Annotated in this window: 28 protein-coding genes and 1 riboswitch; of the genes, 3 read left to right on the top strand and 25 right to left on the bottom strand. The window is 65.1% G+C overall.

All coding sequences use genetic code 11. The features are described from left to right. Positions 1-31 precede the first annotated feature (31 nt). The 19 genes from PH586_RS19350 to btuB form a co-directional block, all read right to left on the bottom strand. Positions 32-1,102, bottom strand: a complete 1,071-nt coding sequence (locus PH586_RS19350) for a lipase secretion chaperone (protein ID WP_271349437.1) — start codon at positions 1,100-1,102, stop codon at positions 32-34. Positions 1,103-1,151: 49 nt separating this feature from the next. Continuing rightward, positions 1,152-2,078 (bottom strand): esterase/lipase family protein, encoded by a 927-nt coding sequence (locus PH586_RS19355; RefSeq protein WP_271349438.1) that lies wholly within the window; start codon positions 2,076-2,078, stop codon positions 1,152-1,154. Positions 2,079-2,209: 131 nt separating this feature from the next. Beyond that, positions 2,210-2,761: a glutathione peroxidase gene (locus tag PH586_RS19360; RefSeq protein WP_271349439.1), complete on the bottom strand. Its 552-nt coding sequence runs from the start codon at positions 2,759-2,761 to the stop codon at positions 2,210-2,212. Positions 2,762-2,980: 219 nt separating this feature from the next. Continuing rightward, on the bottom strand, positions 2,981-3,106 hold the full coding sequence (locus PH586_RS19365) for a hypothetical protein (protein WP_271349529.1): 126 nt from the start codon (positions 3,104-3,106) through the stop codon (positions 2,981-2,983). Then, positions 3,103-4,305 (bottom strand): MFS transporter, encoded by a 1,203-nt coding sequence (locus tag PH586_RS19370; protein WP_271349440.1) that lies wholly within the window; start codon positions 4,303-4,305, stop codon positions 3,103-3,105. The genes PH586_RS19365 and PH586_RS19370 overlap by 4 nt, the downstream gene beginning before the upstream one ends. Positions 4,306-4,430: 125 nt before the next feature. Next, on the bottom strand, positions 4,431-5,339 hold the full coding sequence (locus PH586_RS19375) for a hypothetical protein (protein ID WP_271349441.1): 909 nt from the start codon (positions 5,337-5,339) through the stop codon (positions 4,431-4,433). 69 nt (positions 5,340-5,408) lie between these two features. Continuing rightward, entirely contained in the window at positions 5,409-6,134 is a 726-nt protein-coding gene (locus PH586_RS19380) for an adenosylcobinamide-GDP ribazoletransferase (RefSeq protein WP_271349442.1), read from the bottom strand. Further along, positions 6,131-6,706 (bottom strand): alpha-ribazole phosphatase family protein, encoded by a 576-nt coding sequence (gene cobC / locus PH586_RS19385; RefSeq protein ID WP_271349443.1) that lies wholly within the window; start codon positions 6,704-6,706, stop codon positions 6,131-6,133. The genes PH586_RS19380 and cobC overlap by 4 nt, the downstream gene beginning before the upstream one ends. Then, entirely contained in the window at positions 6,703-7,758 is a 1,056-nt protein-coding gene (gene cobT / locus PH586_RS19390) for a nicotinate-nucleotide--dimethylbenzimidazole phosphoribosyltransferase (RefSeq protein ID WP_271349444.1), read from the bottom strand. The genes cobC and cobT overlap by 4 nt, the downstream gene beginning before the upstream one ends. Further along, positions 7,755-8,276: a bifunctional adenosylcobinamide kinase/adenosylcobinamide-phosphate guanylyltransferase gene (gene cobU, locus PH586_RS19395; RefSeq protein WP_271349445.1), complete on the bottom strand. Its 522-nt coding sequence runs from the start codon at positions 8,274-8,276 to the stop codon at positions 7,755-7,757. The genes cobT and cobU overlap by 4 nt, the downstream gene beginning before the upstream one ends. A gap of 111 nt (positions 8,277-8,387) precedes the next feature. Continuing rightward, complete coding sequence (locus tag PH586_RS19400) at positions 8,388-9,839, bottom strand: cobyric acid synthase (RefSeq protein ID WP_271349446.1); 1,452 nt, start codon at positions 9,837-9,839, stop codon at positions 8,388-8,390. Next, positions 9,836-10,828, bottom strand: a complete 993-nt coding sequence (cobD, locus tag PH586_RS19405; protein ID WP_271349447.1) for a threonine-phosphate decarboxylase CobD — start codon at positions 10,826-10,828, stop codon at positions 9,836-9,838. Before cobD ends, PH586_RS19400 begins: the two co-directional genes overlap by 4 nt. Further along, on the bottom strand, positions 10,821-11,723 hold the full coding sequence (gene cbiB, locus PH586_RS19410) for an adenosylcobinamide-phosphate synthase CbiB (protein ID WP_408637006.1): 903 nt from the start codon (positions 11,721-11,723) through the stop codon (positions 10,821-10,823). Before cbiB ends, cobD begins: the two co-directional genes overlap by 8 nt. Before the next feature lie 2 nt (positions 11,724-11,725). After that, a complete protein-coding gene (locus PH586_RS19415; RefSeq protein WP_271349449.1) occupies positions 11,726-12,523 on the bottom strand; it encodes a cobalamin-binding protein in 798 nt (265 codons plus the stop codon). Beyond that, on the bottom strand, positions 12,520-13,173 hold the full coding sequence (gene bluB, locus PH586_RS19420) for a 5,6-dimethylbenzimidazole synthase (protein WP_271349450.1): 654 nt from the start codon (positions 13,171-13,173) through the stop codon (positions 12,520-12,522). The genes PH586_RS19415 and bluB overlap by 4 nt, the downstream gene beginning before the upstream one ends. Further along, positions 13,170-14,474, bottom strand: coding sequence for a cobyrinate a,c-diamide synthase (locus PH586_RS19425; protein ID WP_271349451.1), 1,305 nt, complete (start codon positions 14,472-14,474; stop codon positions 13,170-13,172). Before PH586_RS19425 ends, bluB begins: the two co-directional genes overlap by 4 nt. Before the next feature lie 141 nt (positions 14,475-14,615). Next, positions 14,616-15,227, bottom strand: coding sequence for a cob(I)yrinic acid a,c-diamide adenosyltransferase (gene cobO / locus PH586_RS19430; protein ID WP_271349452.1), 612 nt, complete (start codon positions 15,225-15,227; stop codon positions 14,616-14,618). After that, positions 15,227-15,796, bottom strand: coding sequence for a hypothetical protein (locus PH586_RS19435; protein WP_271349453.1), 570 nt, complete (start codon positions 15,794-15,796; stop codon positions 15,227-15,229). The genes cobO and PH586_RS19435 overlap by 1 nt, the downstream gene beginning before the upstream one ends. A 53-nt stretch (positions 15,797-15,849) precedes the next feature. Further along, positions 15,850-17,706, bottom strand: coding sequence for a TonB-dependent vitamin B12 receptor (gene btuB / locus PH586_RS19440; RefSeq protein ID WP_271349454.1), 1,857 nt, complete (start codon positions 17,704-17,706; stop codon positions 15,850-15,852). 116 nt (positions 17,707-17,822) lie between these two features. Beyond that, positions 17,823-18,044, bottom strand: a riboswitch (cobalamin riboswitch). A 337-nt stretch (positions 18,045-18,381) separates the two neighbouring features. On the opposite strand from btuB, the gene PH586_RS19445 reads away from it, so the two are divergent. After that, positions 18,382-18,729 carry a GFA family protein gene (locus tag PH586_RS19445; RefSeq protein ID WP_271349455.1) on the top strand — a complete coding sequence of 116 codons (348 nt, stop codon included), beginning with the start codon at positions 18,382-18,384 and terminating at the stop codon, positions 18,727-18,729. A gap of 97 nt (positions 18,730-18,826) precedes the next feature. Here PH586_RS19445 and PH586_RS19450 read toward each other — a convergent pair whose 3' ends face one another. The 6 genes from PH586_RS19450 to ttcA form a co-directional block, all read right to left on the bottom strand. After that, positions 18,827-19,486 carry an O-methyltransferase gene (locus PH586_RS19450; RefSeq protein WP_271349456.1) on the bottom strand — a complete coding sequence of 220 codons (660 nt, stop codon included), beginning with the start codon at positions 19,484-19,486 and terminating at the stop codon, positions 18,827-18,829. Positions 19,487-19,511: 25 nt separating this feature from the next. After that, a complete protein-coding gene (locus tag PH586_RS19455) occupies positions 19,512-20,030 on the bottom strand; it encodes a C40 family peptidase (RefSeq protein WP_271349457.1) in 519 nt (172 codons plus the stop codon). A gap of 83 nt (positions 20,031-20,113) precedes the next feature. Continuing rightward, a complete protein-coding gene (locus PH586_RS19460; protein ID WP_271349458.1) occupies positions 20,114-20,737 on the bottom strand; it encodes a C40 family peptidase in 624 nt (207 codons plus the stop codon). A 52-nt stretch (positions 20,738-20,789) separates the two neighbouring features. Next, positions 20,790-21,569: an NAD-dependent deacylase gene (locus PH586_RS19465; protein WP_271349459.1), complete on the bottom strand. Its 780-nt coding sequence runs from the start codon at positions 21,567-21,569 to the stop codon at positions 20,790-20,792. 49 nt (positions 21,570-21,618) lie between these two features. After that, positions 21,619-22,290, bottom strand: a complete 672-nt coding sequence (locus PH586_RS19470) for a DNA-3-methyladenine glycosylase I (protein ID WP_238043274.1) — start codon at positions 22,288-22,290, stop codon at positions 21,619-21,621. A gap of 36 nt (positions 22,291-22,326) precedes the next feature. Next, positions 22,327-23,151, bottom strand: a complete 825-nt coding sequence (gene ttcA / locus PH586_RS19475) for a tRNA 2-thiocytidine(32) synthetase TtcA (protein ID WP_238043275.1) — start codon at positions 23,149-23,151, stop codon at positions 22,327-22,329. Between the two features lie 97 nt (positions 23,152-23,248). Between ttcA and PH586_RS19480 the strand changes: the two genes are divergently transcribed. Next, positions 23,249-23,845: a DNA-J related domain-containing protein gene (locus PH586_RS19480; protein WP_271349460.1), complete on the top strand. Its 597-nt coding sequence runs from the start codon at positions 23,249-23,251 to the stop codon at positions 23,843-23,845. Positions 23,846-24,011: 166 nt separating this feature from the next. Continuing rightward, the gene (locus tag PH586_RS19485) at positions 24,012-24,611 is read left to right on the top strand and encodes a Yip1 family protein (protein ID WP_271349461.1); all 600 of its coding nucleotides are present in this window, start codon (positions 24,012-24,014) and stop codon (positions 24,609-24,611) included. The last annotated feature ends 22 nt before the right edge of the window (positions 24,612-24,633 follow it).

Here is a 24,633-nt window from a genome sequence, read left to right on the forward strand (position 1 = left end):
CGCGAGTGAGTGCTCGGGCCGCCGCCCGGACTTAAAGCTCGACTGGTTCGTTGTCCTGCTGTTTGGCGGCAATCGCATCATAGGTGTCGACTCGGTGTTGATCGGCGGCGTTGAACAAACGCTGGCGCAAACGCTGCTGCTCATGCTGCTGGTCCGCCGGACTCAGGCCATTGCTGTGCAACCTGGCCAGTTGCTCGCGATAAGAGCTGTAGTGCTGCTGCCAGTCGCGTTCGTTGCGCTGCTCAAGCAGCAGGCGCTCGACTGTCGGCGGATCATAGGACAAAGCCAATGACTGGCGCACCTGTTCCTCGCTTGCCCCCTCACGCCACAGCCGCTCGGTTTGCGCCAGCTGGGCCAGGGCTTGGCTCTGGCGCTCCTCACTGGCGCGCATGGCGGCAGGCAATTGTTCGCGCAGGCGCTGCTGGGCATCGGCTTTGCCCTGTTCGCTCAAATCATCGCGAGCCAGTAGGTTCAGGCTGTCAAGGGTGTAGCGTGCATAGGCCTCTTCAGCCCCAAACAAGGCCTCGACCGCTCCCGTTGAAAAGTGGCTGCGGCGCAGCTGAGCCATGCTGTCGAAAGCCTGCTGCAATACCGCGAGTTGCGCGTGCGGCTGGGCTTGCTGTTGTGCGTTCAGCGGCTGCTGCATAAGCGCCAGGCTGGCGCGTTTGTAATCCAGATAATCACCGAGCAGATTGATCAACTGGCCCAGCGCCGGCTCCTGCAAGCGTCCACCGGCATCAGCCAGCAATGCCTCGACCGAGCTATCCAGCCCGTTCTGGTCGACAGCGCTGAGGAAATAATCGAAATAGTCACGCAGGGCCAAATCAAGCTGCAGATTACCGGCACTGTCGGACTTCAACTCACCGTCGACCTCGGTACCGCTCATGCTCGGCAGAACCGCCGCTGGCGCGGCCTGGTCGACGGCAGTGGGCGCCGGCTGCTGCGGCATGGGGCTGGCAATGATGGCGGCGACAGATGGAGCCGTGCGAGCCGAATCGGTCTGCACCACCACCGGCTCCGGCCATTGCCAGTACAGCGTCATCGCCGCGGCAAGGATGCCCAGCACAGCCAGCGAAATCAGGGAGCGAATGGGCAAGGGCATGCGACCTCCAAAGCGGGCTGTCTTGGCCAGCCCGCATACGTGGCAAGGCTCAGACGCCTTTGTTCTTCAGGCGGTTGGCATGCTGGCGATACAGCGAGACCGGCTCGGTCCAGCCGCGGATACCGAACAGGTGGTTGATCGCATCGACGTGGTTCATGTGGTAGCTGTCGCCGAGCACCTGGCCCAAATAGGTGGAGCAGACCCCGACCAAGCCATCGTTCTTCTCGCTGCCGAACGCCAGGCCGGTGATGGCCAGGAACGGGTCGACCGCATCGAAGACATTGGTGTAGGACGAATCTCCGGTCCAGGAGAAGTAGCGAATGTTATACCCGCGTACGTTTTGCACTTCGCTGGACTTGGCGCAGTAGCTGCTGTTGTTGACGCCCCACGGGTGACGACTGTTGAGCTGCGCAGTGCCGGCGGTGGTCAGGGTTTTCAGCGCATCGATACCGCTTTGTGGATTACTGCTGCCCGACAGCAGATTGATCACCGCACCCACGGCATTGGCCAGGGCATTGACGCCACCTTCGATACCGCTATCGGGCGGAATCACCCCGCGCAGCACGTCGGCGACCTTCGAGCCCTTGTTGACGCCATTGATCGAGGTGACGGAGGCAACCAGGTCAGGACGCAAGGAGGCGGCGACCCGCGAGGTTGGCGAACCTTGGCTGTGGCCGATGAGGTTGACCTTACCGCCGTTGGCGCCGGCCCAGGGCACGATCTGCCGGGCCAGTTCGGCACCGCGCTGTTCACTGTCGTTCAGAGCAGAAACGCTGGCGACATAGACCTTGGCGCCATCGCGCTCGAGGTTCCAGGGGATGGTGTGAAAGTAGTTGATCAGGCCACCGATGGTGTCGAAACCGGTGACACCGTGCACCAGCACGATCGGATACTTGGTTTGAGTGTAACCGGCCTGGGCCTCGACGGCGCCGACCAGGGCCATGGTGGCCAGGGCGGTAGTAATAACACGACGCATGGGTGCCTCCTTATTGTTCTTGTTGGCACGCCGGGAGACTGCGTCCGGCGTAGCAACACTTTAAGGAGGCGAGAATGTCCCGCCCATCGCCCAGATGGGTGAAGGGTGCGCGTGGATGCCGCGCTGGCGACTCAAGGCACCGAGGCGATGGCCTGCTCGACTGCGGCGATCAGCGCCAGGTCGTCCGGCTGGGTGCGGCTGGAGAAACTGGCGATCACCTGGCCCTGACGGTCGACCACGTACTTGGAGAAATTCCAGCGTGGTGCCTGGCTCTGTGCGGTCAGCTCCTTGAACAGAGGAATCGCCTGGGGGCCGGTGATCCGCTGGGTTTCGCTCATGCTGAAAGTCACGCCGTAATTGACGTAGCAAACCTTGGCGATTTCCTCGCCATCGTCCGACTCCTGTTTGAAGTCGTCCGAAGGCACGCCAAGCACTTCCAGGCCTTGTTCCCGGTAGCGCTGATAGAGTGCTTCCAGTCCCTTGAACTGCGGGGTAAAGCCGCAGAAGCTGGCGGTATTGACCACCACCAGAGGCTTGCCGGAAAACTGCTGGCACAGGTCGATACTGTCCTTGCTGCGCAGCCTGGGCAGCTCGCCTTGCAGCAGGACCGGGCACTCGGCGGCCCAGCTCGGCAGCGCCAGGCCAGTGAGGAAAATCGGCAGGACAAGGGCACGCAACCACATGGACAGAACCTCGAGCAGAAGCCAAGCTGCAACGCTACTCGCCCACCCCGCGCCAGGCAATCGACAAAAGGTAAGCGCCTGCAACCAGGTTCTTCAAACCAGCGTTCAGGGGTGTGAATAAATCGAGGGCCGACGCGAAGCGCCGGATGGCTGGCGCAGTGGGTTATCCCGCGCCGGGCCGGCAGAGCACGCCAGGAGACGCGCGCAGGAGCCAGGCGCTCAACACGCCCCGAGGCCCAACTGCATGAATGCCAGCCCGCTCCGGCCCCAGCCCCACCAGGCCAGGGCCAGCAGCGCGGCGACCAGCATGAGCAAGGCACTGCTCAGCCAATACTCGGTCTTCATGCACCGACTCCAATGCCTTGCAGGCGCGCTACCGGTTTCTCGCGTACCGGCCAGTTCAGCGCCGCAGCGAGCAGGCTGAGGAAAATCGCGATCTGCCAGACCAGATCATAGCTGCCGGTGCGGTCATACAGGTAACCGCCCAGCCAGCCGCCGAGAAAGGCGCCGATCTGATGGAAAAGAAAGACGATCCCCCCCAGCATCGACAGGTTGCGCACGCCAAACATGGTCGCCACCGTGCCGTTGGTCAAGGGCACCGTGGACAACCACAGCAAGCCCATGGCGATGCCAAAAGCATAGGCACTCCAGGTAGTCAGCGGGGCCAGGATGAAGGCGCTGATCACCACCGCCCGGGCCAGGTACAGGGCCGTCAGCAGGCGCGGCTTGGACATGCGTCCGCCAAGCCAGCCGGCCGTGTAGGTGCCGAATACGTTGAACAAGCCGACCAAGGCCAAGACCGTGGTACCGACCAGCGCCGGCAGATGCTGATCGACCAGGTAAGCCGGCAGGTGCACGCCAATGAATACCACCTGGAAGCCGCAGACGAAAAAACCCAGCCCCAGCAACCAGAAGCCGGGATGCGCGCAGGCTTCGCGCAAGGCCTCGACCAGGCTTTGCTCGTGGGCCAGAACTGGCGACGGGCTATCCTTGATCATTGCGGCCAGCGGCACGATCAAGGCCACCAGCAAGCCGAGGGCGAGCAAGGCGGCGGACCAGCCGAGCCAGCTGATCAAGCCCAACGTGCCGGGCAGCATGACGAACTGGCCGAGCGATCCAGCCGCTGCGGCGACGCCCATGGCCATGCTGCGCTGCTCCGCGGGCACGGCACGACCGACCACCCCGAGAATCACCGAGAACGAGGTGCTGGATAGGCCGATGCCGATCAGCAGGCCGGCGCTCAGCGACAACGACCAGACCGAGTCGGCCAGGCCCATCAAGACCAGGCCGCAGGCATAGACCACCCCACCGACCACTACCGTGCGCTGCGCGCCGTAGCGATCGGCCAGGGCCCCGGTAAATGGCTGGGTCAGGCCCCAGATCAGGTTCTGCAGGGCGATGGCGAAGGCGAACACCTCGCGCCCCCAGCCGAACTCGGCACTCATTGGCGGCAGAAACAGGCCGAAGCCGTGGCGAATGCCCAACGACAAGGCGAGGATCAATGACCCGCCCAGCAAAATCCACAGTGTTGCCCGCGACTTCATTCCCTGCACTCTCCATTTCGTTCGATCGACTGCCGTTTTGCAGCCACGTAATCATCCGCACAATGCACTTTCCTGCCTTGCGCTGGCAATCAGACCATCGGCCGTCCACCTGCGCCTGGCTTGGATCAGGGCGCGGCTTCGAAGACCTGCCCGGCTCGCTGGCGGAAGTAGCCGAGCAAAGGTTGCCGGTAGGTCATGAAAGTATCGGCCGGCAAATAGCGCTGGTACAGCGCCAGCAGCGCCTGCGGTTCGCCCATCAAGCGGCGCACGGCCTGATCCAGCCGGCGCGCCATCGCCAGCCCCCAGGTGTTGCGCGTGCAGTATATGCCGCTGAGCTGCAGTTCGGTATTGTCAGCCAGACCGATGCTGCGTAGCGGCTCGAGCAGCAGCTCGTCCTGGCTCATCGCCATGAGTACCGGCGGGTACTCGAAGGTGAAATCGATGCGACCGTGGCTGACCATGAACAGCAGATTCTCCCCGCCTCCGGCAATACCGCCGCTGAAGCGTTCCAGGCGCCCTTGCTCCTGCGCCGCCGCCAGCGCGCCACGGATGGCCTCCGGGTAGTTGCGCAGGCTGGCCAGCCCTCCGCGCAGTTCGTGGCTGGCCAACAAGTCGCTCAGGTACAGTTGCTTGCCGCGCCAGGGCAGGCGCGCCAGGCTGTCGGCCCGCACCACCAGCTGCATCGGCGGGGTCACCAGATAGGGCACGAAGTAGCCCTGGCGATCGCGCTCGGCCAGGGGCAGGCTGCCATTGGTGCAGAACTCACGGCCGCTGGCCATGGCCTGCTGCATGCGTGGCACGTTGAACAGTTCGTAGTGGATATCCAGGCCGGGTAAATCGGGCTCGAGGAGCAACAGCGACTCCAGCAGGATGCCAGCATGCGGCTTGCCTTCCTTGAGCTCGACCCCGCCCGGCACCGGCAACAGCCCCCAGGTCAGCGACTCGGCTTGCGCGCCTGCGGCCAGCAGCAGGCCCAGCAACCCGCCCGTGATAGCAGCCCCCCAGGTGCGATGAACCCTGCAAAATTTAATCATGCCGAGAGCATAGGCGATTAGTGACAACCTCAAGGCCATTCGAGCTCGCATGCAGACCAATCCAGTCATTTAAAGCGCCAGCACCAGTAATACCCCGCACTCGACCAGCTCCAGCAGCGCACCGGCAGTGTCGCCCGTGGTGCCGCCCAGGCGCTGCAGCATGATCCGGCGCAGCCAGACGAACAACAGACCCGCGGCCAGCAGGGCCAGTACACCGGTCCAGCCGAACAGCAGCAGCGCCGCGCCATGGGCCGCCAATACCCAGGGCAGTTGTCGACGCGGCAGCTGCTCGGCCAGAGTCTGGCCCAGGCCACCGGGGCGCACATAGGGCGTGCTCAGCAACAGCAGCGGCAGCAGGCCGCGCGCCAGCCAGGGCACCAGCAGCAGCGCCATGGTTTTGCCGGCCTGGAGCAAGACGACCAGGGCGACGAACTTGAGCAACAGCAGCATCACCAGCACCACCACCGCCATCGGCCCGCTGCGTGGGTCCTGCATGATCGCCAGGGTGCGCTCGCGGTCGCCGCAGCCGCCGGCCCAGGCATCCACGCTGTCGGCCAGCCCGTCCAGGTGCAGGCCGCCGCTCAAGCCCACCCAGATCGCCAGCAGCAGCGCCGCCTGCAACAAGGCCGGAACAGCGCCCAGCAGGTAATGCACGCCAAGCAGCAGCAGGCCGATCAGCAGGCCCACCACTGGATACCACAGCAGCGAGCGGCCGGTCTCCTGCGCCGAGGGCATCGCCGCCAGGCGCACCGGCAGGCGGGTGAGAAACTGCAGGGCGATCAGCAGTGCGCTCATGCCAGCTCCCGCAGACGGCCGAAGCGGTCCAGCTGCAGGCGCACCCGCTGAGCATGGGCCACATCGACCTGTAACAGGTCCGCCGGCGGCAGGCCACGGGCGCCTGCCAGCAACAGGCGCATCACCCCGCCATGGGTCACCACCAGCAGCCGCTCGTCGGCATGGCGCAACTGCAGGCCCTGCACCGCGTCCAGCACCCGTGCCTCGAAGTCCAGCAGCCGCTCGCCGCCAGGCGGGGTGAAGGCATAGGGGTCGGTCCAGAAGCGGCCCAGGGCATCGGCATCGGAGAGCATCAGCTCGGCGGCGCTGCGCCCTTCCCAGGCGCCAAAGTGCAGCTCCTGCAGCGCCGGCTCCAGGCTCAGTGGCAGGCCGCGCTGTTCGGCCAGTTCCTCGGCGAAACGCGCGCAGCGCTGCAGCGGCGAGCTGATCAGTCGGTCCCAGGGACCCGCCTGCTGCACCGCCGCGCGCATCTGCGTCCAGCCCGTCGCGGTGAGGGCATCGTCGAGGCTGCCACGCAGGCCGCCGCCCTGCTCGGTCTCGCCGTGACGCAGCAGTTCCAGGTAGACCGTCATGTTGGGCGCTCCGCCACCGCCGCCTCGGCAAAGGTGGCCATCTGGTTGTGCAGGCGGCAGGCCAACTGCAACAGGGGCACGGCCAGGGCCGCGCCGCTGCCCTCACCCAGGCGCAGGCCCAGTTGCAGCAAGGGCTCGGCCCCGAGGGCCTGGAGCACGTGCTGGTGCCCCGGCTCGGCGCCACTGTGGGCGAACAGCAGCCACTCCCGACAGCTCGGGTTGAGGCGCACCGCGGTCAGCGCCGCGACGCTGCAGATAAAGCCGTCGACCAGTGCCGGCAGCCCCTGCTGGGCGCAGGCCAGGTAGGCGCCAGCCAGGGCGGCGATCTCGAAACCGCCGAGCAGCTGCAAGGCCAGCAAGGGGTCATGCAGCGCGGCACTGTGCAAGGCCAGGGCGCGCTCGATCACCGCCGCCTTGTGCGCGACCCCGGCGGCATCCAGGCCGGTGCCCGGACCGACCAGGGCCGTCGCCGACTGGTTCAACAGGGCGCAGGCCAGGGCGCTGGCGGCGGCGGTGTTACCGATGCCCATCTCGCCCGCGACAAACAGTTGGCTGCCGGCCTGCTGGGCGCGCAGCACGCTGTCGCGTCCGGCCTGCAGGGACGCGCGGGCCTGCTGCGGGGTCATCGCCGGGCCACGGGCGAAGTTCTGTGTGCCGGCGCCGATCTGCAACACCCGCACACCCGGCAGCGGCGGCGTCGGCACTGCCGTGCCCAGGTCGATCACCTCCAGACTGGCGCCCAGCTCATGCGCCAACACGCTGATCGCCGCGCCGCCAGCGACGAAATTGGCCAGCATCTGCCCGGTGACCGCCTGGGGAAAGGCCGATACCCCTTCGGCGACCACACCATGGTCGGCGGCGAAGATGCTGATCCACAGCCGTTCGATGCTCGGCCGCTCACGGCCTTGCAGGCCGGCCAGTTGAATCGCCAGTTGCTCCAGCTGACCGAGGGAGCCGGCCGGCTTGGTCAGTTGCTGCTGACGCGCCACGGCCCTGGCCTGCATGGCCTGATCCACCGATTTGGCAGCGGCCAGCCACCATGCGTGCTTCATAGCCCCTGCCCCTTCAACACCAGCGGCAGCCCTGCCACGGTGAAAATCACCCGCTGACAACGCTCGGCCAGGGCCTGGTGCAGCCAGCCGGCGGCATCCACATAGCGGCGAGTCAGCTCGCCCAGCGGCACCACGCCCAGGCCGGTCTCGTTGCTGACCAGGATGATCCGCCCCGGCAGCTCACCCAGGCACGCGAGCAGCGCCTCGCGCTCGGCGTCCAGGCGCGCCTCATCGTCGAGCATCAGCAGGTTGCTCAACCACAGGGTCAGGCAGTCGACCAGCAGGCAGCTGCCCGGCGCCGCCAGTTCTCGCAGCACTTGGGCCAATTGCAGCGGCTCTTCCACCAGCGCCCAGTGCGCTGGACGCCGCTGGTGATGCTGCTGAATGCGTGCATTCATCTCGCCGTCCAGCGCCTGGCTGGTAGCGATGTAGGTCACCGGCAGCGCGCTGTCGGCGGCCAGTTTTTCGGCCAGGCGGCTCTTGCCGGAACGGGCGCCGCCCAAAATCAATTCATGCATGTCGATAACCCTTTCAATCCAATGGGTGGCGAAGGCAGCGAGGGCGGGACTTTTTCCGCGAAACGCCGTATTGCGCTATTTCGCGGCTAAAGCCCCTGCCACGAACGCAGCTCACAGGCCACACAATTCACGCAGCCGATCGGTATCCAGATGCGCCTCGACCATATCGGCCAGGCGCTCGATATCGCGTTCGCGCAGGGCGTGGTAGTCGACCGGCTGCACCTCGCGCAGTCCGGCCCAGCGCAGCAGTGCGCTGCAGGCCGCGCTCGACTCGAACAGGCCGTGCAGGTAGCTGCCGAGCACCTGGCCGTCGGCGCTCAGAGCACCGTCGCCGCGGCCGTCGTCCAGCCGCACGGCGGCGGCCTCCAGGGCCGGCCCGCTGCTGACCCCGGCATGGATCTCGTAGCCACTCACCGGTGCGCCTTCCAGGCACAGGTGGCCGCGCACGTTGCGCAGCTGCTTCTCGGGTTGCAGCACGGTGGCGAAGTCCAGCAGGCCCAGGCCCTGGCTGTTGCCGGCCACACCCTCCAGGCCATGGGGATCGTCGATGCGCCTGCCGAGCATCTGCAGGCCGCCGCAGATGCCCAACAGCTTGCCGCCGTAGCGCAGGTGCTTGTGGATGGCCGCCGCCCAGCCCTGCTCGCGCAGGAAGGCCAGGTCGGCGCGCACGCTCTTGGAGCCGGGCAGGATGATCAGGTCGGCCGGCGGGATCGCCTGGCCGGGGCCGACGAAGCTCAGTTCGACCTGCGGGTGCAGACGCAGCGGGTCGAAGTCGGTGTGGTTGCTGATGCGCGGCAGCACCGGCACCACCACCTTGAGCGTCGCGCCGGTCTTGGCGGCCTGGCGCAGGTCGATGGCGTCCTCGGCCTCCAGGTGAAAATCCATCAGGTAGGGCAACACCCCGAGTACCGGTTTGCCGGTGCGTTCTTCGAGCCAGTCCAGGCCCGGCTGCAACAGGGCGATGTCGCCGCGAAAGCGGTTGATCACGAAACCCTGGATGCGCGCCTGCTCGCTTGCCGAAAGCAACGCCAGGGTGCCAACCAGGTGGGCGAACACCCCGCCCTTGTCGATATCGGCAATCAGGAGCACCGGGCAGTCCACCGCCTCGGCGAAGCCCATGTTGGCGATGTCGCCGGCGCGCAGGTTGATCTCGGCCGGCGAGCCGGCGCCCTCCACCATCACCACCGGATAGGCCTCGGTTAGCCGCTGGTGCGACTGCAGCACCGCATCCATCGCCACCCGCTTGTAGTCGTGGTAGGCCGCCGCCTCCATGCTGCTGATGGCCCGGCCGTGGATGATCACCTGGGCGCCGGTGTCGCTGTTGGGCTTGAGCAGCACCGGGTTCATGTCCGTGTGCGGCGCCAGACCGGCGGCCTGGGCCTGCACCGCCTGGGCCCGGCCGATCTCGCCACCGTCGGCGGTGACCGCGCTATTGAGCGCCATGTTCTGCGGTTTGAACGGCACCACCGCCACGCCCTGGCGCTTGAGCCAGCGGCACAGCGCGGTTACCAGGGTGCTCTTGCCGGCGTCCGAGGTCGTACCTTGAACCATTAGGGTGCTCATGCGGACTCCTTGGCGAATACCTGCAGTGCCTGCTCCAGGCGCAACCAGCCTGGCTCGTCCGGCGGCAGGCCGAAACGCAGGCTGGATGGGCTGGCAAACAGGCGGGTGAGAATGCCGTTACAGGCGAGAAATTCATACAGCAGGCTGGCCCGCTGACTGACGACCCAGTGGAACAAGGAACAGCCGCCAGTCGGCGCTAAACCATGGGCGCCGAGCAACGCGGCCAGACGCAGACCATCGGCACGCAAGCGCTCGCGTTGGGCTTGCTGAGCGGCCTGATCCTGCAACAGCGTCGTTGCCACCACCCGACTCGGCCCGCTGACAGTCCAGGGCCCGAGCAGCTCGGCCATCTGAGCGAGTAGCCCTGGCTGCGCCAGGACAAAACCCAGGCGGATACCGGCCAAACCGAAGAACTTGCCGAACGAGCGCAGCACGATCAGCCCCGGCCGCTCGCTATGCGCCGCCAGGCTGTGCTCGGGCGTGCAATCGATAAAGGCTTCGTCGACCACCAGCCAGCCACCGCGCTCGGCCAGGCGGGCATGCCAGGCCAGCAGTTGCGCGGGCGTGAAACGCCGGCCGGTGGGATTGTTCGGATTGACCAGCAGCAACACGTCGAGGCGCTCCAGGGCACGGTTGACCCCGCCTTCGCTGAGTTCCAGCAGGCGATGGCCTTCGCGCCGCCAGGCGGCGGCATGCTCGGCGTAGGCCGGCGAGACGATGCCAACCCGAGCGTTGCGCCGCAACCGTGGCAGCGCCTGGATCGCCGCCTGGGAACCGGCCACCGGCAGCAGATTGGCCACCCCGTAATAGTCGCGGGCAGCGCTTTCCAGACCATCGTCCAGTTCGGGCAGGCGCGTCCAGGCCGACGCGGGAATGTCCGGCAGCGACCAACCATAAGGGGCGATACCGGTGGACAGATCCAGCCAGTCGCGCAACGGAATGGCAAACTTCAGCGCCGCCGCGCGCAAGCGGCCGCCATGCTCAAGCACGATAAAGTCCCCATAGCAGTAACAACGCCAGCCACAGCAGCACGCCACCGTAGACCAGATTGAGCGCCCGTTCGATGTCCCGCGCCTGCGCTGGAGGGCCCTGACCCAGTTGCGGGCGCTGGTGCCATTCGCCGTGATACTCGGCCGCGCCACCCAGGCTGACGCCGAGGGCACCGGCACCGGCGGCCATCACCGGGCCGGCGTTGGGGCTGTCCCACTGCGGCGCCTGCTGGCGCCAGCAACGCAGGGCCAGGGCAGTCTTGCCGAGCAGCGCATAGCTCAGTGCTACCAGCCGCGCCGGCAGGTAATTGAGCCCGTCGTCGATCTTCGCCGCGGCCCAGCCGAAGCGCTCGAAACGCGGGTTGCGGTAGCCCCACATGGCGTCCAGGGTATTGCTCAGGCGATAGAGCACTACCCCCGGCGCACCGGCGACGAGGAACCAGAACAGTGCGGCGAATACCGCATCCGAGCCGTTTTCCAGCACCGACTCGGTGCCGGCGCGGGCTACACCCGTGGCATCCAGTTCCGCGGTGTTGCGGCTGACCATATAGCCGACCCGCTCACGCGCCAGTTGCAGATCGCCCAGGCGCAGTGCCCGGGCCACCGGCTGGGCATGTTCGCCCAGGCTGCGCAAACCGAGGGCGGCATAGAGGGCAAAAACCTCCACCGCCCAGCCGAATATCGGCACCTGCGCCAGCGCGCCGGCCAGCAGGGTCAAGGGCAATACCGCCAGGCACCAGGCGCTGACCCCATGACTGCGCCAGCCACCACCGCCCGCATTGCAGCGCTGCTCGATGCGCTCGGCCATGCGCCCGAAGGCCACCAGTGGATGCCAGCCTTTCGACTCGCCGAAAGCGGCATCCAGGGCCACAGCGGCTACGGCGGCGAATATCAGGCTCACTCGCCCGCCTCCACGCAGCCACGAATCAGCGCGTGCAAGCGGCGCACGCCATCGGTCAGGGCCGCCGGCCCGGCCTGGAGGATGTCCGCCGACTTGATTTCGAACAGCTGGCCATTACGCACCGCCGGTATCGTCTCCCAGCCGGGCCGGGCCATGACCTGCTCAGGGCGAAAGCGCTTGCCACACCAGGAACCAATGATCAGATCAGGTGCGCGGCGCACCACTTCCAGCGGGTCTGCGATGATGCGCTGCTTGGCACGCTTGCAGCCTGCCAGCTCGGCGAAGCAGTCCTCGCCACCAGCCAGTTCGATCAACTCGCTGACCCAGCCAATGCCGCTGATCAAGGGCTCGTTCCATTCCTCGAAATACACCCTGGGCCGGCGCGGCAATTGTGCCGCACTGGCGCAAATGCGCTCCAGGCCCTCCCGCAGCTCGCCAATCAGCCGGTCGGCGCGGTCGCTGGCATGCACCTGGGCGCCAAGGGTTTCGATCATGCGGTAGGTGCCGGCGATGTCGCGCTGGTTGAACAGGTGCACTTCCAGGCCTTCGCGCGCCAGTTCGGCGACGATGTCGGCCTGCAGGTCACAGAAGCCCAACACCAGATCCGGCTTGACCGCGAGGATCTTGTCGATGCGCGCCGTGGTGAAGCCGCTGACCTTGGGCTTTTCCTTGCGTGCTTGCGGCGGGCGCACGGTAAAGCCGGAAATCCCCGCGATGCGCGCCTGCTCGCCAAGAAGATAGAGGATTTCGCAGCTCTCGGTGGACAGGCAGACGATGCGTTGCGGGCCTTTCATGGCTGGGTTGCTCCCCAAGAATTTTCATACAGTAGTGCCTGTAGCGGGCGCGGCTGCACCCAGCCCAGCTGCGCCAGCATCGGTGCGTCATAGAAGGCCGCGACCGGCCCCAGACAGAGCACTGCCAGCGGCTTACTGCCGGGCGGCATGCTCAGCAATTCGGCCAGCGCCTGCGGCTCGAACAAGGAGACCCAGCCCATGCCCAGCCCCTCGGCACGGGCGGCGAGCCAGAGATTCTGGATGGCGCAGGCCATCGACGCCAGGTCCATTTCCGGCAGGGTACGGCGGCCGAACACATGGGCCTCGCGCCCGTCCATCAAGGCCACCACCAGCAACTCGGCGCAGTCGCGAATGCCCTCGACCTTGAGCCGCATGAATTCATCGCCGCGTTGGCCCAGGGCTTCGGCCGTATGCAACCGCTCCTGCTCCACCAGTTGCTGAATCGACTCGCGCAGCGCCGGCCGGGTGATGCGGATAAAGCGCCACGGCTGCATCAGGCCGACACTGGGCGCCTGGTGCGCCGCCTCCAACAGGCGAGCCAGCACCTCGGGCTCGACCCGTCCTCCTGAAAAGTGGCGCATGTCGCGCCGCTCGGCGATGGCGCGGTACACCGCCGCACGCTCCTCAGGACTGAAGGCCTGCTCGCTCATGGCTGCCGGCTCGGGCGAAACAGCGCGGCGGCCGCAACGGGATCGGAGGGTAGATAAAAGTGGATATAGGACGCTGTCAGCCGGCCCAGCCGATAGACCGCCTCGGCGGTGCGCTTGTAGTTCGGACACTCGCCACGCGCAGTCGGTGCCAGCGCGGTGGTCAGCGCCGAATGGTGGAAGGTGTGGCCCCGCAGGCGCCCTTCCGGCAGTTCGACCGCCTGCAACGCCAGGGCGGTCAGGCGCGGTTGCAGGGTCGCCTCCCCAGCCAGCAGGCCGAGCATCTGCCCGCTGGAACCCTGCTTGTCGGTCAGCTTGTCGAGCAGATACAGCATGCCGCCGCATTCGGCGTGGATCGGCTTGCCGCCTGCATGGTGCGCGCGGATCGCCTGAGCCATGGCCTGGTTGGCTTGCAACTGCGCCAGGTGCAACTCGGGGTAACCGCCAGGCAGGTACAGGCTGTCGACCTCGGGCAGGTGGCTGTCGACCAGCGGCGAGAAGAAGCACAGCTCGGCGCCCAGTTCTGCCAGCAGGTCAAGGTTGGCCTGGTAGAGAAAGGCAAAGGCACTGTCGCGCGCCACGCCGATGCGCACCCCGGCCAGCAGCGGCTCGACAGGGCGCGGTGCGGCCACGGCGAACTCGACCGGCGGCGGCAGGCTGACATCGGCACTGGCGGCCAGGGCATCGGCGGCGGCATCCAGGCGCGCATCCAGGTCACTCAGCTCTTCGGCCTGGATCAGGCCCAGATGGCGGCTCGGCAACTCGACCGCGGCGCTGCGTGGCAAGGCGCCATACCAGCGGATCGCTTCGGGCAAGGCATCACGCAAGATCTCGCCATGCCGCGCACTGCCGACCCGGTTGCCGAGCACCCCGGAGAACGGCAGGTCCGGCTGAAAACTGGCCAACCCATGCGCCAGGGCGCCGAAGGTCTGGGCCATGGCCGAACCGTCGATCACCGCCAGCACCGGTACAGCAAACTGCCGCGCCAGGTCGGCCGCCGACGGGTTGCCGTCGAACAGGCCCATCACCCCTTCGATCAGGATCAGATCGGCCTCGCCCGCCGCCTGCCAGAGCAGACGCCGGCTCTCGGCCTCGCCGACCATCCACAGGTCCAGTTGGTACACCGGCGCGCCGCTGGCGCGGGCGAGGATCATCGGGTCGAGAAAATCCGGCCCGCACTTGAACACCCGCACCCGCTTGCCCTGACGCCTGTGCAGCCGCGCCAGGGCGGCGGTGACCGTGGTCTTGCCCTGTCCCGAGGCAGGCGCGGCGATCAGCAGGGCCGGGCAGCGTCTAACACTCATCGCGGCCGCTCCTCAGCCAAGGCGCTGCGCACGCAGTAGCGCCTCGCCACGCCGTGGCAACCCGCCAAATCCGCTCAGCCGGGCCGCCGCGGCGTAGTGCCTGCGGCGAATAGGCCCTAGCCGACGCGATCGTGGTAACGGTCAAAACTCGACCCCTTTCTGCGCCTTCACGCCGGCCTTGAACGCATGCTTGACCAGATTCATTTCGGTGACGGTATCCGCCGCCTCGATCATCCCCGGCAAGGCGCCACGGCCGGTCACCACCACATGCTGCAGCAGCGGACGGGCCTCGATGTCGGCGAGCACCGTCTCCAGCTCCAGGTAGCCGTATTTCAGGGCGATGTTCAGTTCATCGAGCACCACCAGGCCAATACCGGGGTCACTCAACAGCTGCGCGGCGACCACCCAGGCCTCACGGGCCTTGTCGATATCGCGCTGGCGATCCTGGGTTTCCCAGGTAAAGCCCTCGCCCATCACGTGGTAGCTGACTTCATCGGGAAAGCGGCGGAAGAAGGTCTCTTCACCGGTGCTGGCCGCGCCCTTGATGAACTGCACCACGCCGACCCTGATGCCGTGCCCGAGAGCCCGGGCGACCATGCCGAAGGCACTGCTGCTCTTGCCCTTGCCATTGCCGCTGTGCACCAGCAGCAGGCCGTATTCATCCTGGGCCTGGGCGATTTTCTCGTCGATCAGCGCCTTCTTGCGCGCCATGCGTGCCTTGTGCCGCGCGTCACGTTCGCTCGACTCGCTCATCATTTGACCTCGACGCGCGGCTGCGCCAGCTGCCAGGCGCGGACGCCGATATACGACACCACTGCCAGGCCGACATACAGCGCCAGGCCTCCCAGGTAACGCGGGTAATAGAGCGCGACACGATCGGCCAGCAGGGCCAGGGTCGGCTCGGGATAACGCCCGGAGAAGAACAGGAAGCCGCCACCGGAGAACAGGTAGCAAACCAGGGCACTGACCGCCACGGTTGCCGCCAACAGCGCCAGGCTGCTCAAGCGATCACTGTGCCAGCCGGCATACAGACGACCGCCCAGCCACAGCGCGCCATAGGCCGGCACCAGCATCCAGTAGGCCGGCGACATGCACCAATCGCTGACCCCAGCCCATTGAATGGCCGCGAAATCGAGCAGGGAGGCCTCGATAAACAGCGCCGGGAATACCCAGCGCGGTGTGAGCAGCACACCCGCCAGCAAGAATACCGCCCAGCTGGCGCTGGGCAGGTTGAGCGTGGCGAAGTGCTGACCACGGGTCATGGCCATCAGCGCCGCGAGGGCGATGCCGATCAGCAGTTGGGTACGGGGTGACAGATTCATCCATTCATCTCCAGGTTAAATAGCTAGGGTGAGTCGTGCGCCCTGGGCAGGGCTTACAGGGCCTGATAGCGCAGGGTCAGGTAGACCGCCTGGCCGGGCTGGTTATAGCCCTGGGCGGTCTCATAGTCGGCGTCCAGCAGGTTGGCGATGCGGGTCTGCAGGCGCCATTCGTGGTCGATGCGGTACTCGCCGCGCAGGTCCAGGGTGGCGTAGCCGGCCAGTTCCTTGGTATTGGCCAGGTCGTCGTAGCGCTGGCCCTCGGCGTGCAGGCTGGCGCCAACGCTGAAGGCGCCGAGGCGACGATCCAGGTCGAGGTTGAACAGCTGCTTGGCCCGGCGCGTCAGTTCGTTACCGTCGTTGGCCCCGGAAGAACGGTTCTCCGGCTCCATCAGCGTGTAGTTGGCGTTCCAGTCCCAGCCGAGCAGCTGGCTGGCGAGCACCAGTTCGACGCCGCGGATCCGCGCCTCGGCGACGTTGGCCGGCGCCTTGATGCTGGCGTCGTAGGCGATCAAATCCTCGATGCGGGTGCGGAAGGCGTTAACCGACCAGTGTCCCCAGGAATGCTGGCCGGCCAGACCGGCCTCCAGGCTGTTCGACGTTTCCGCCTCCAGCTCCGGGTTGCCGTAGCTGGGGAAATACAGCTCATTGAAGGTCGGTGCCTTGAACGCCGTGCCGTAGCTGAGGGTAGCGCGCAGCCAGTCGTTCAGGGCATAGCCGTAACCGAGGTTGCCGGTGTCATGCTGGCCGAACTGCTGGTTGTTGTCGCGGCGTAGCGACAGCTGCCAGTCGTGCTGGCCGGCCTCGCCGAGGTACTGGACGAAGCCGCCGGTGTTGTCGCGCGAATCCTCGGCGTAGGCGGTGCTGCCGCTGACCTCGTCATGCAGGTAGTCGGCGCCCAGGGTCAGGGTGTGGCCGGGCGCCAGGCTCAGGTCGTTCTGCCAGCTGGCGCTGTCGCGACGGCTGTCGAAGCGCGAGTCGAAGCTACCATCCTGATAACTGTCGGACTTGTCTTCGCTGCGCCCGAGCTGCAGGGTCACCTGCCATGGCTCAAGCGGGGCGAAACGGGCGCGGCTGCCAAATACCCTGGATTCGCCGTCGGCATGGGCACGAAAGCCGGCGCTGCGCTTGCGGTTGACCTGATCGTAATCGTTGTGCGACTTGGCCTGCAGCAGGCTGGCATCCAGTTCCAGGCCGTTGTCGAAGCGGTAGCCGGCGCTCAAGCTGGCGGACAGGTTGCGGTAGCCGTCGGCGTCGTCTTCGTAGCCGCTGGTGGCCGCCGACTTGACGTTGGTCCCGTCGCTATCGGCGCCGCTGAGGCCCAGGCTGTACCAGCCCTGCTCATCACCACCGGAGACCCCGGCGCTGCCGTTGTAGCTGTCGTGGGTGCCAACGCCTGCGGCGAAGAACGGCTTGACGCCCAAGCCTGTACCCTTGCGGGTGAAGATCTGGATCACCCCGCCGATCGCTTCGGAGCCATACAGGCTCGAACGCGGGCCGCGCACCACCTCGATCCGCTCGATCAGCTCCAGCGGCAGATCCTGCAGCGCCGCGCCGCCGCTAGTAACCGAACCGATCTTGATGCCGTCGATCAGCACCAGCACATGGTCGGACTCGCTGCCGCGCATGAACAGCGAAGTGTTCTTGCCCGGGCCGCCATTGTTGGTCAGGGACACGCCCGGCACCCGCTTCAGCAGTTCGGGCACGGACGTGGCCTGGCTTTGCTCGATCTGTGCGCGGTCGAAGACCGTCACCGCGGCCAGACTCTGCTCAACGGTCTGCGCGGTACGGGTGGCAGTCACCACCTGGTCTTGCAGATAAACATGCTCGGCCGCTCTGGCCTGGGAAATACTCGAGACGCCACACAGCAGCAACGCTGCCGGCTGGAGAAGGGACTTGGTCTTTGTGCTCATTGCGTTGTTGCTCCGTCGCTCTCACCCGAGCGATAGCCAGGAAAGGCATACGGAGAACGAAGACGGATGACCTGCAGGAACGGCGCAGCCCACACGCCAGACAACGCCCTCCGCGATGCCATGGACTGCAGCAGGCCGGTCTCCGGGCTTACGAGCGGCGTTATGCAAACACCTCCAGACGCACCTTCCCATGCTCACGCACAGTGGTTGAAAAAGCGCTGGTTTGACTCGTCTACCGTTGCGGGGGCAGCGTCGGAATAGTTGGCGTGAACACGCACAACGCACCGACTTCCCTGTTTCACCCCTCTAGCCCTGAGGCCTGCTCCACTCATGCGCGCCAAGGCGCGGCAGAACGTGGACAGGTCGCAAGGCTGGGGGCACCTGTTGCAAGGCGCGCAGGGTAGAGGCACACAGACCAGGCGTCAATGGATTGGGACTGCAGCAGGCAAACCGGGGCTAAGCTGTCTGAGGTTGTGAAAATATCGAGCGCCGTCGCGAGGCAGTCTCCGGGCGTTCGCGGCAAGGCGTGCCAGGTGAAAAGCGGGGATGTTTAGTGAGCTAAATGACCTCGATTTTCACCTGGCGCATCGCAGTAACGGGCGCCTGGGGCGGCCGCAGTAGATGGGAGTTTTTTCACAGCCTCTCAGCTCTTGTCACCCATCAGGAGATACCGCAATGAGATACCAAGGCAGCTGCCACTGCGGCCAAGTGACCTTTGAGGTGGAAGGCCAGCTCGACGGCGCGATGGCGTGCAATTGTTCGATCTGTCGACGCAAGGGCTCACTGCTGTGGTTCGTACCGCGCGCCCAGCTGACGCTGCTCACACCAGAGAGCCAGCTGGCCACCTACACCTTCAACAAGCATGTGATCCAGCACCGCTTCTGCCCCACCTGTGGCATCCACCCCTTCGGCGAAGGCATCGACCCCAAGGGCAACGCCATGGCGGCGGTCAATATCCGCTGCCTGGAAGACCTCGAACTGGACAGCGTGCCGGTCAAGCACTTCGATGGACGGGCGCTCTAGGCCGCCATCGTCGCCAAGGCGGGGCATGAAGCCCGCTGGCTTGCTCGACGGTCCGGTGACGGCGGTTCGCGGGCGCTGGTGCAGTTCGGGCCAGCGCCTAGCGCTTGCGACAGAGGCTCAGGCCATCGCCCAGCGGCAACAGCGACAGGTCGATGCGCTGATCGTCTTTCAGGGCCAGGTTGAGCGCCTGGATGGCGCGGGTATCTGCGCTGTCCAGACTCGCCTCCAGCACCCGCCCGCTCCACAGGGTGTTGTCGAACAGAATCAGCCCGCCCTGGCGCAACAGGCGCAGGGCATGCTCGAAGTAGGCCGGGTAATTGGCCTTGTCGGCGTCTATGAAGATCAGGTCGATGCCGGCCTGCCCTTCCCCCTCCAGCGCGACCAGGGTCTCCAGGGCCGGCGCCAGGCGCTGCTCGATGCGTCCGGCCAGCCCCGCCTCGCGCCAGTAGCGCTCGGCCACGGCGTTGTAGTCGCCGGGAATGTCGCAGCAGATCATTCGGCCGTCCGCAGGCATGGCCGCGGCCATGCACAACGCGCTGTAGCCGGTGAAGGTGCCCACCTCGACGATTCGCCTGGCGCCGGTCAGCTTGACCAGCAAGGCCATGAACTGCCCCTGCTCCGGGGCGATCTGCCACTGGGCATTGGCCAGCAACGCGGTTTCGTCGCGCAGACGCCTGAGCAAAGGCGTCTCGCGCAGAGATACCTCTAGCAGGTAGCGATAGAGATCGTCGTCGAGATTCAGGGTGCGATTGGTCATGGGGCCTCCAGACGAATGCCGACCGTCAGGGATTACCGGCCAACTCGGGGGCGAACACCCGCTTGGCCTCCAGGTAGGTGCGTTGCCAGTAGCTGTTGCTGAGGCTGTCCAGGCGCACGGTGCCGCCGCTGGAAGGCGCGTGCACAAAGCGCCCCTCGCCGACGTAGATGCCGGCGTGACTGACCTGACGGCCACCGCTGGTGGCAAAGAACAGCAGATCACCGCTTTGCAGCGCATTACGGCCAACGACTGGTGCACGCATGCTGATCAGTTCGCGGGTCGAGCGCGGCAGACTGACGCCGGCTGCGTCGCGGTAGACGTAGCCGATCAGCCCGCTGCAATCGAAGCCGCCCGCCGGGGTATTGCCGCCATAGCGATAGGGTGTGCCGACCAGCCCGAGGGCGCGAAACAAGACGTCCTCGGCACCACTGTCGACGCTGGCCGCGGGCACATGAACGATGGGCTGTGGAACAGGAGGGCGACCGGCGCAGCCAGTCAGCAGCGCGGCAAGCAGAAGCAGGGCAACACGGGTCGTGAGGTGCATGAGCAAAGCGATCCAGAGCCTGAATGCGCTCTACTGTGCCGACTCAGGAGCAAGCGCGCAACCTTTGCGGCTGCGCCGGGGGATCAGGGATGGCGGGCCAGCTGATCGGTCGGGGCCATGGCCAGTGCACGCTTGGCCTCGATAAAGGTACGGCTCCAATAGCGATCGTCCAGGCTGTCGACCCGCACACCACTGCCGCGGCTGGCAGAATGGATGAACTGGTCATCGCCCAGGTAGATACCGGCATGGCTGACCCGACCGCGACCGTTGGTGGCGAAGAACAGCAGATCACCCGGCTCCAGCTCTTCGCGCTCGACCAGCGGCGCATCGATCTTGATCATTTCGCGGGTCGAACGCGGCAATTGCATGCCGAGTTCTTCCTTGAACAGAAAGCCGATAAAGCCGCTGCAATCGAATCCCGACTTCACCGTGCTGCCGCCGTAGCGGTAACGGGTGCCAACCAGCGACAGGCCATGGGACAGAATGCTGTCGGCCAACTGAGGGAGCTCGTAGGCTTTGTCGTCGGAAAAGTCGATGACTGCTTCGGCTTCGGCTTCGGCTTCAGTTTCGTCAAGAAGAACCGCGCGCTCAACCGTCTTGGCTTTAGCCACTGCAGTGGTCGCCGGCATTTGCGGCGCATGACTGGCACAGGCGGCCAGAACCAGCGTGAATGCGAGGGGCAAGAGAGGGGCGATTTTTTTCAACATGAGTGCAACGTGCCGTAGTTTCACAAGGGCGCGACTATGCCTTCTATGCCCCTCATTTGCAAATTCTATGGCGCTTGATGTGACTCAGTAGCTCCGGCAAAACATCTAAGGCACCACGTCGCACATGCGCATCGACGACATCGCTCAAGTCGCCGCGAGCAGGATTGATCTCGGCGGTGAAACCACCCGCCTGGCGGGTGCGCAGCAGCGGTTCGACGATATAGGGGAAACTGGCGCTGGTGCCGATGCTGATGACCACCTCGAAACCTCTGCCCAGCTCGGTGTAAAGGCGATTGATCGCCCGCTCCGGCAGCATCTCCTCGAACAGCACCACCGGCGGGCGCAGGACGCCGCCGCACTGCCGGCACCTGGGCGGTAGCGGCCGGCTCAGGTGCTCGGCCAGTTGCGGGTCCTGGGCACCGCAGGACTGGCAATACAGCGGCGCCAGCTGGCCATGGATCTCGATCAGGCGCTCGGGCGGACTGCCGGCGGCGCGGTGATAGCCGTCGATATTCTGGGTCAGCACCCAGCACTCGGGCTTCAGACGCTGCAGCTCGGCGATGGCGTAATGCCCGGCATTGGCCTGGGCGCCGAGACAGGCCCTGCCCAGTTCGGCCAAGTACTTCCAGCATAGAGCCGGGTCGCGCTGCAGCATGGGGCCGGAAAGCGCCGCCTCGATCGGCAGGCCTTCGGCAGTCTGGTCGTTGTAGAGGCCGCCGATGCCGCGGTAGGTGGGCAAGCCGGAGTCGGCGGACAGCCCGGCGCCGGTGATGATCAGGATGCGTTCGGCCGCAATGATGGCCTCGGCGACACGGGCTATGACCTCATCCATCTCAAGCTCTCCTGCGCAGGGTGGATGAAGCATCAGCCACCCTAGCGGCTCAATGATTGACCGTATACGCCAGCATCATCGACAACTGGCACAGCGGTCGACCACTCTGCGCGTGCCACTGATTGAACGCCGCCTGCACGGCTGCACGGTCTTTCAAGCTGGTCGGCACCTTGTCGATGATGTTCTGCGCCTTGAGCGCGGCGACCATGTCATCGGTGGGGATAAAGGTATCCTTGCCGACCATGCGCAAGAAGCGCGGCGCGGACAACCCGCCCAGCTGGCTACCCTGCTTGGCCAGGTAGCGCCACAGACCAACGATATCGGTCACTGGCCAGTCGGCGATCAACGCACCGAAGCTGCCTTTTTCCCTGCGCACATCCAGCACGAACTGGGCATTGCGCGGCACGCTCTTGAGCTTGCCCAGATGGCGGATGATGCGCGCATCCTGCATCAGGTTTTCCAGACGCTCAGCGCCCATCAAGACGACTTTTTCCGGGTCGAAGCCGAAGAACACCTGCTCGAAAACCGGCCACTTGGCATCGACCAGACTGTGCTTGAGACCGGCGCGAAAGATGCGCAGGCTGATGGTGGAGAGATAACGGTCATCGCTCAGCGCGCGCAACTCGGCATCGCTGCGCGGCTGCGGCAAACGCGCCTCGAGGGCCGCGGCCGAACCAAAACGATTCAGGCAATACTCATGGAGCCATTTATAGTCGCGCATCGTCCCTCGCCTTTGCTTGTCGCTCTTAGCGCTGCCCTACAGATTCATCACATTGACGAAACGCGATGCGGCATTTTCGTCGATTCTCAGGTTCTTGAAGTCGAACAGGTTGCGGTCGGCCAACTGTGAGGGCACTACGTTCTGCAGCGCGCGGAACATGATCTCGATACGCCCCGGGGATTTGCGCTCCCAGTCCTGGAGCATCTCCTTGACCACCTGACGTTGCAGATTTTCCTGCGAACCGCAGAGGTTGCACGGAATGATCGGGAACTGCCTGAGCTGGCTATAGGCCTCGATATCCGCCTCGTTGCAGTAGGCCAGCGGACGGATTACCACGTTGCGCCCGTCATCGGCACGCAGCTTCGGCGGCATGGCCTTGAGCGTGCCGCCGTAGAACATGTTGAGGAAAAAGGTTTCCAGGATGTCGTCGCGGTGATGCCCCAGGGCCATCTTGGTCGCGCCGATCTCGTCGGCAAAGGTATACAGCGTGCCGCGGCGCAGGCGAGAACACAGCGAACAGGTGGTCTTGCCTTCCGGGATCATCTCCTTGACCACCGAGTAGGTGTCTTTTTCGACGATGTGATACGGCACACCAATGGACTCCAGGTAGGCCGGCAACACATGCTCGGGGAAGCCAGGCTGTTTCTGATCCATATTGACCGCGACTATCTCGAACTCGATCGGCGCAACCTTCTGCATATGCAGCAGCACATCGAGCATGGTGTAGCTGTCCTTGCCCCCGGACAGGCAAACCATGACCTTGTCGCCGTTCTCGATCATGTTGAAATCGGCGATGGCTTCGCCGGCCTGACGGCGCAGGCGTTTTTGCAGTTTGTTCTGATTGACCGAGAGGCTACCCATGGTGCGCTGGAATCCGAAGGCTTACTAAAGAGCGGCATTTTACCCAGAAAGCGCGACGCGCCCCACCCCAATCGCGCTGAAATGCTAGGCTCGGGTGATGAACGACGAACTTGATCCCTCTGCCGATCTGGCAGACCAACTGCACCAGTTGCTGCAGGACGCCCCTGCCGGGATTGGCGAATACCAGTTGATCCAACTGCTGAAAGATCGCCACTGCACGCACATCCCCCACTTGCCGCTGACCGACAACCTGGTGCTGTTTCGCACCCACTTCCTGGTATTCAACGCCCTGTACCGCTTACGCGAGCGGCTATGGAGCCAGCGGCTCGGCTTTGTCCAGATCAACCCGCTGTGTATTCAGCTGCTGCCTTATCGAGCTGGCAGTGCCGAACTGAGCGAGCACGACCCGCTGCGCGACTATTACCTGGATCTCCGCCAATTGAGCGATACCGACGAGCGCGATGTGGAAAAGCTGCTGGCCAGTTTCTGGACGCGCATGCAAGGCGGCGAGGAAAAGCGTGCAGCCCTGGAGCTGTTCGAGCTGGATGAGAGCCAGCAAGTCCTCAATATCGGGATTATCAAGCATCGCTACCGGCAACTGGTCAGCCTGCATCACCCCGATCGAGGCGGCAGCACCACGCGCCTGCAGTCGATTAACAAAGCCATGGAAATTCTTGAACGCTATTACAGCTAATTTTAAGAGACCAATTTGCTCTAAGGCATCACCCTTCTCGATCGTCAGCCTCTGCCTATACTGCGACATACGGTCGCATAGGTTCGGCCCAGTACCTGGTGGCGCTGCCTACGCGCGCCAGGCACTTCGCTGGGGGGCGACCGCATAACAAGAGGAGGTGTCTGGCATGATCCATCACGTTTGGGGGCTCTTCACCCATCCCGATCAGGAATGGCAGGAAATTCGTGGCGAAGAAGAAACCATCAGCCACATGTATCTCACCCACGTACTGGTACTCGCCGCGATCCCGGCGATCTCGGCCTTTATTGGCACTACCCAGGTTGGCTGGTCCATCGGTGATAGGGCACCGGTAATGCTGACCCAAGCCAGCGCATTGCAAATGACGATCATGACCTACCTGGCAATGCTTGCCGGTGTTGCGGTCATGGGCGCCTTCATTCACTGGATGGCACGTACCTATGACGCCAGCCCCAACCTGACCCGGTGCATCGTCTTCGCCGCCTACACCGCAACACCCTTATTTGTCGGCGGCCTGGCAGCACTCTACCCAAATATGTGGCTGGCCATGGTGGTGGGAACACTGGCTATCTGCTACACCGTCTACCTGCTCTACGTGGGCATACCGACCTTCATGAATATCCCCGCGGATGAGGGATTCATGTTCTCCAGCTCGGTACTCGCGGTGGGCTTGGTGGTACTGGTGGCGATGATCGCCTGCTCGGTGATTCTCTGGGGCCTTGGGGTGGGCCCGGTCTACACCAGCTAAGGCATGACAGCGAAGATATGAC

The sequence above is a fragment of the Pseudomonas aestuarii genome (assembly GCF_027988105.1).
In the GTDB taxonomy this organism is placed as follows: Bacteria; Pseudomonadota; Gammaproteobacteria; order Pseudomonadales; family Pseudomonadaceae; genus Aquipseudomonas; species Aquipseudomonas aestuarii.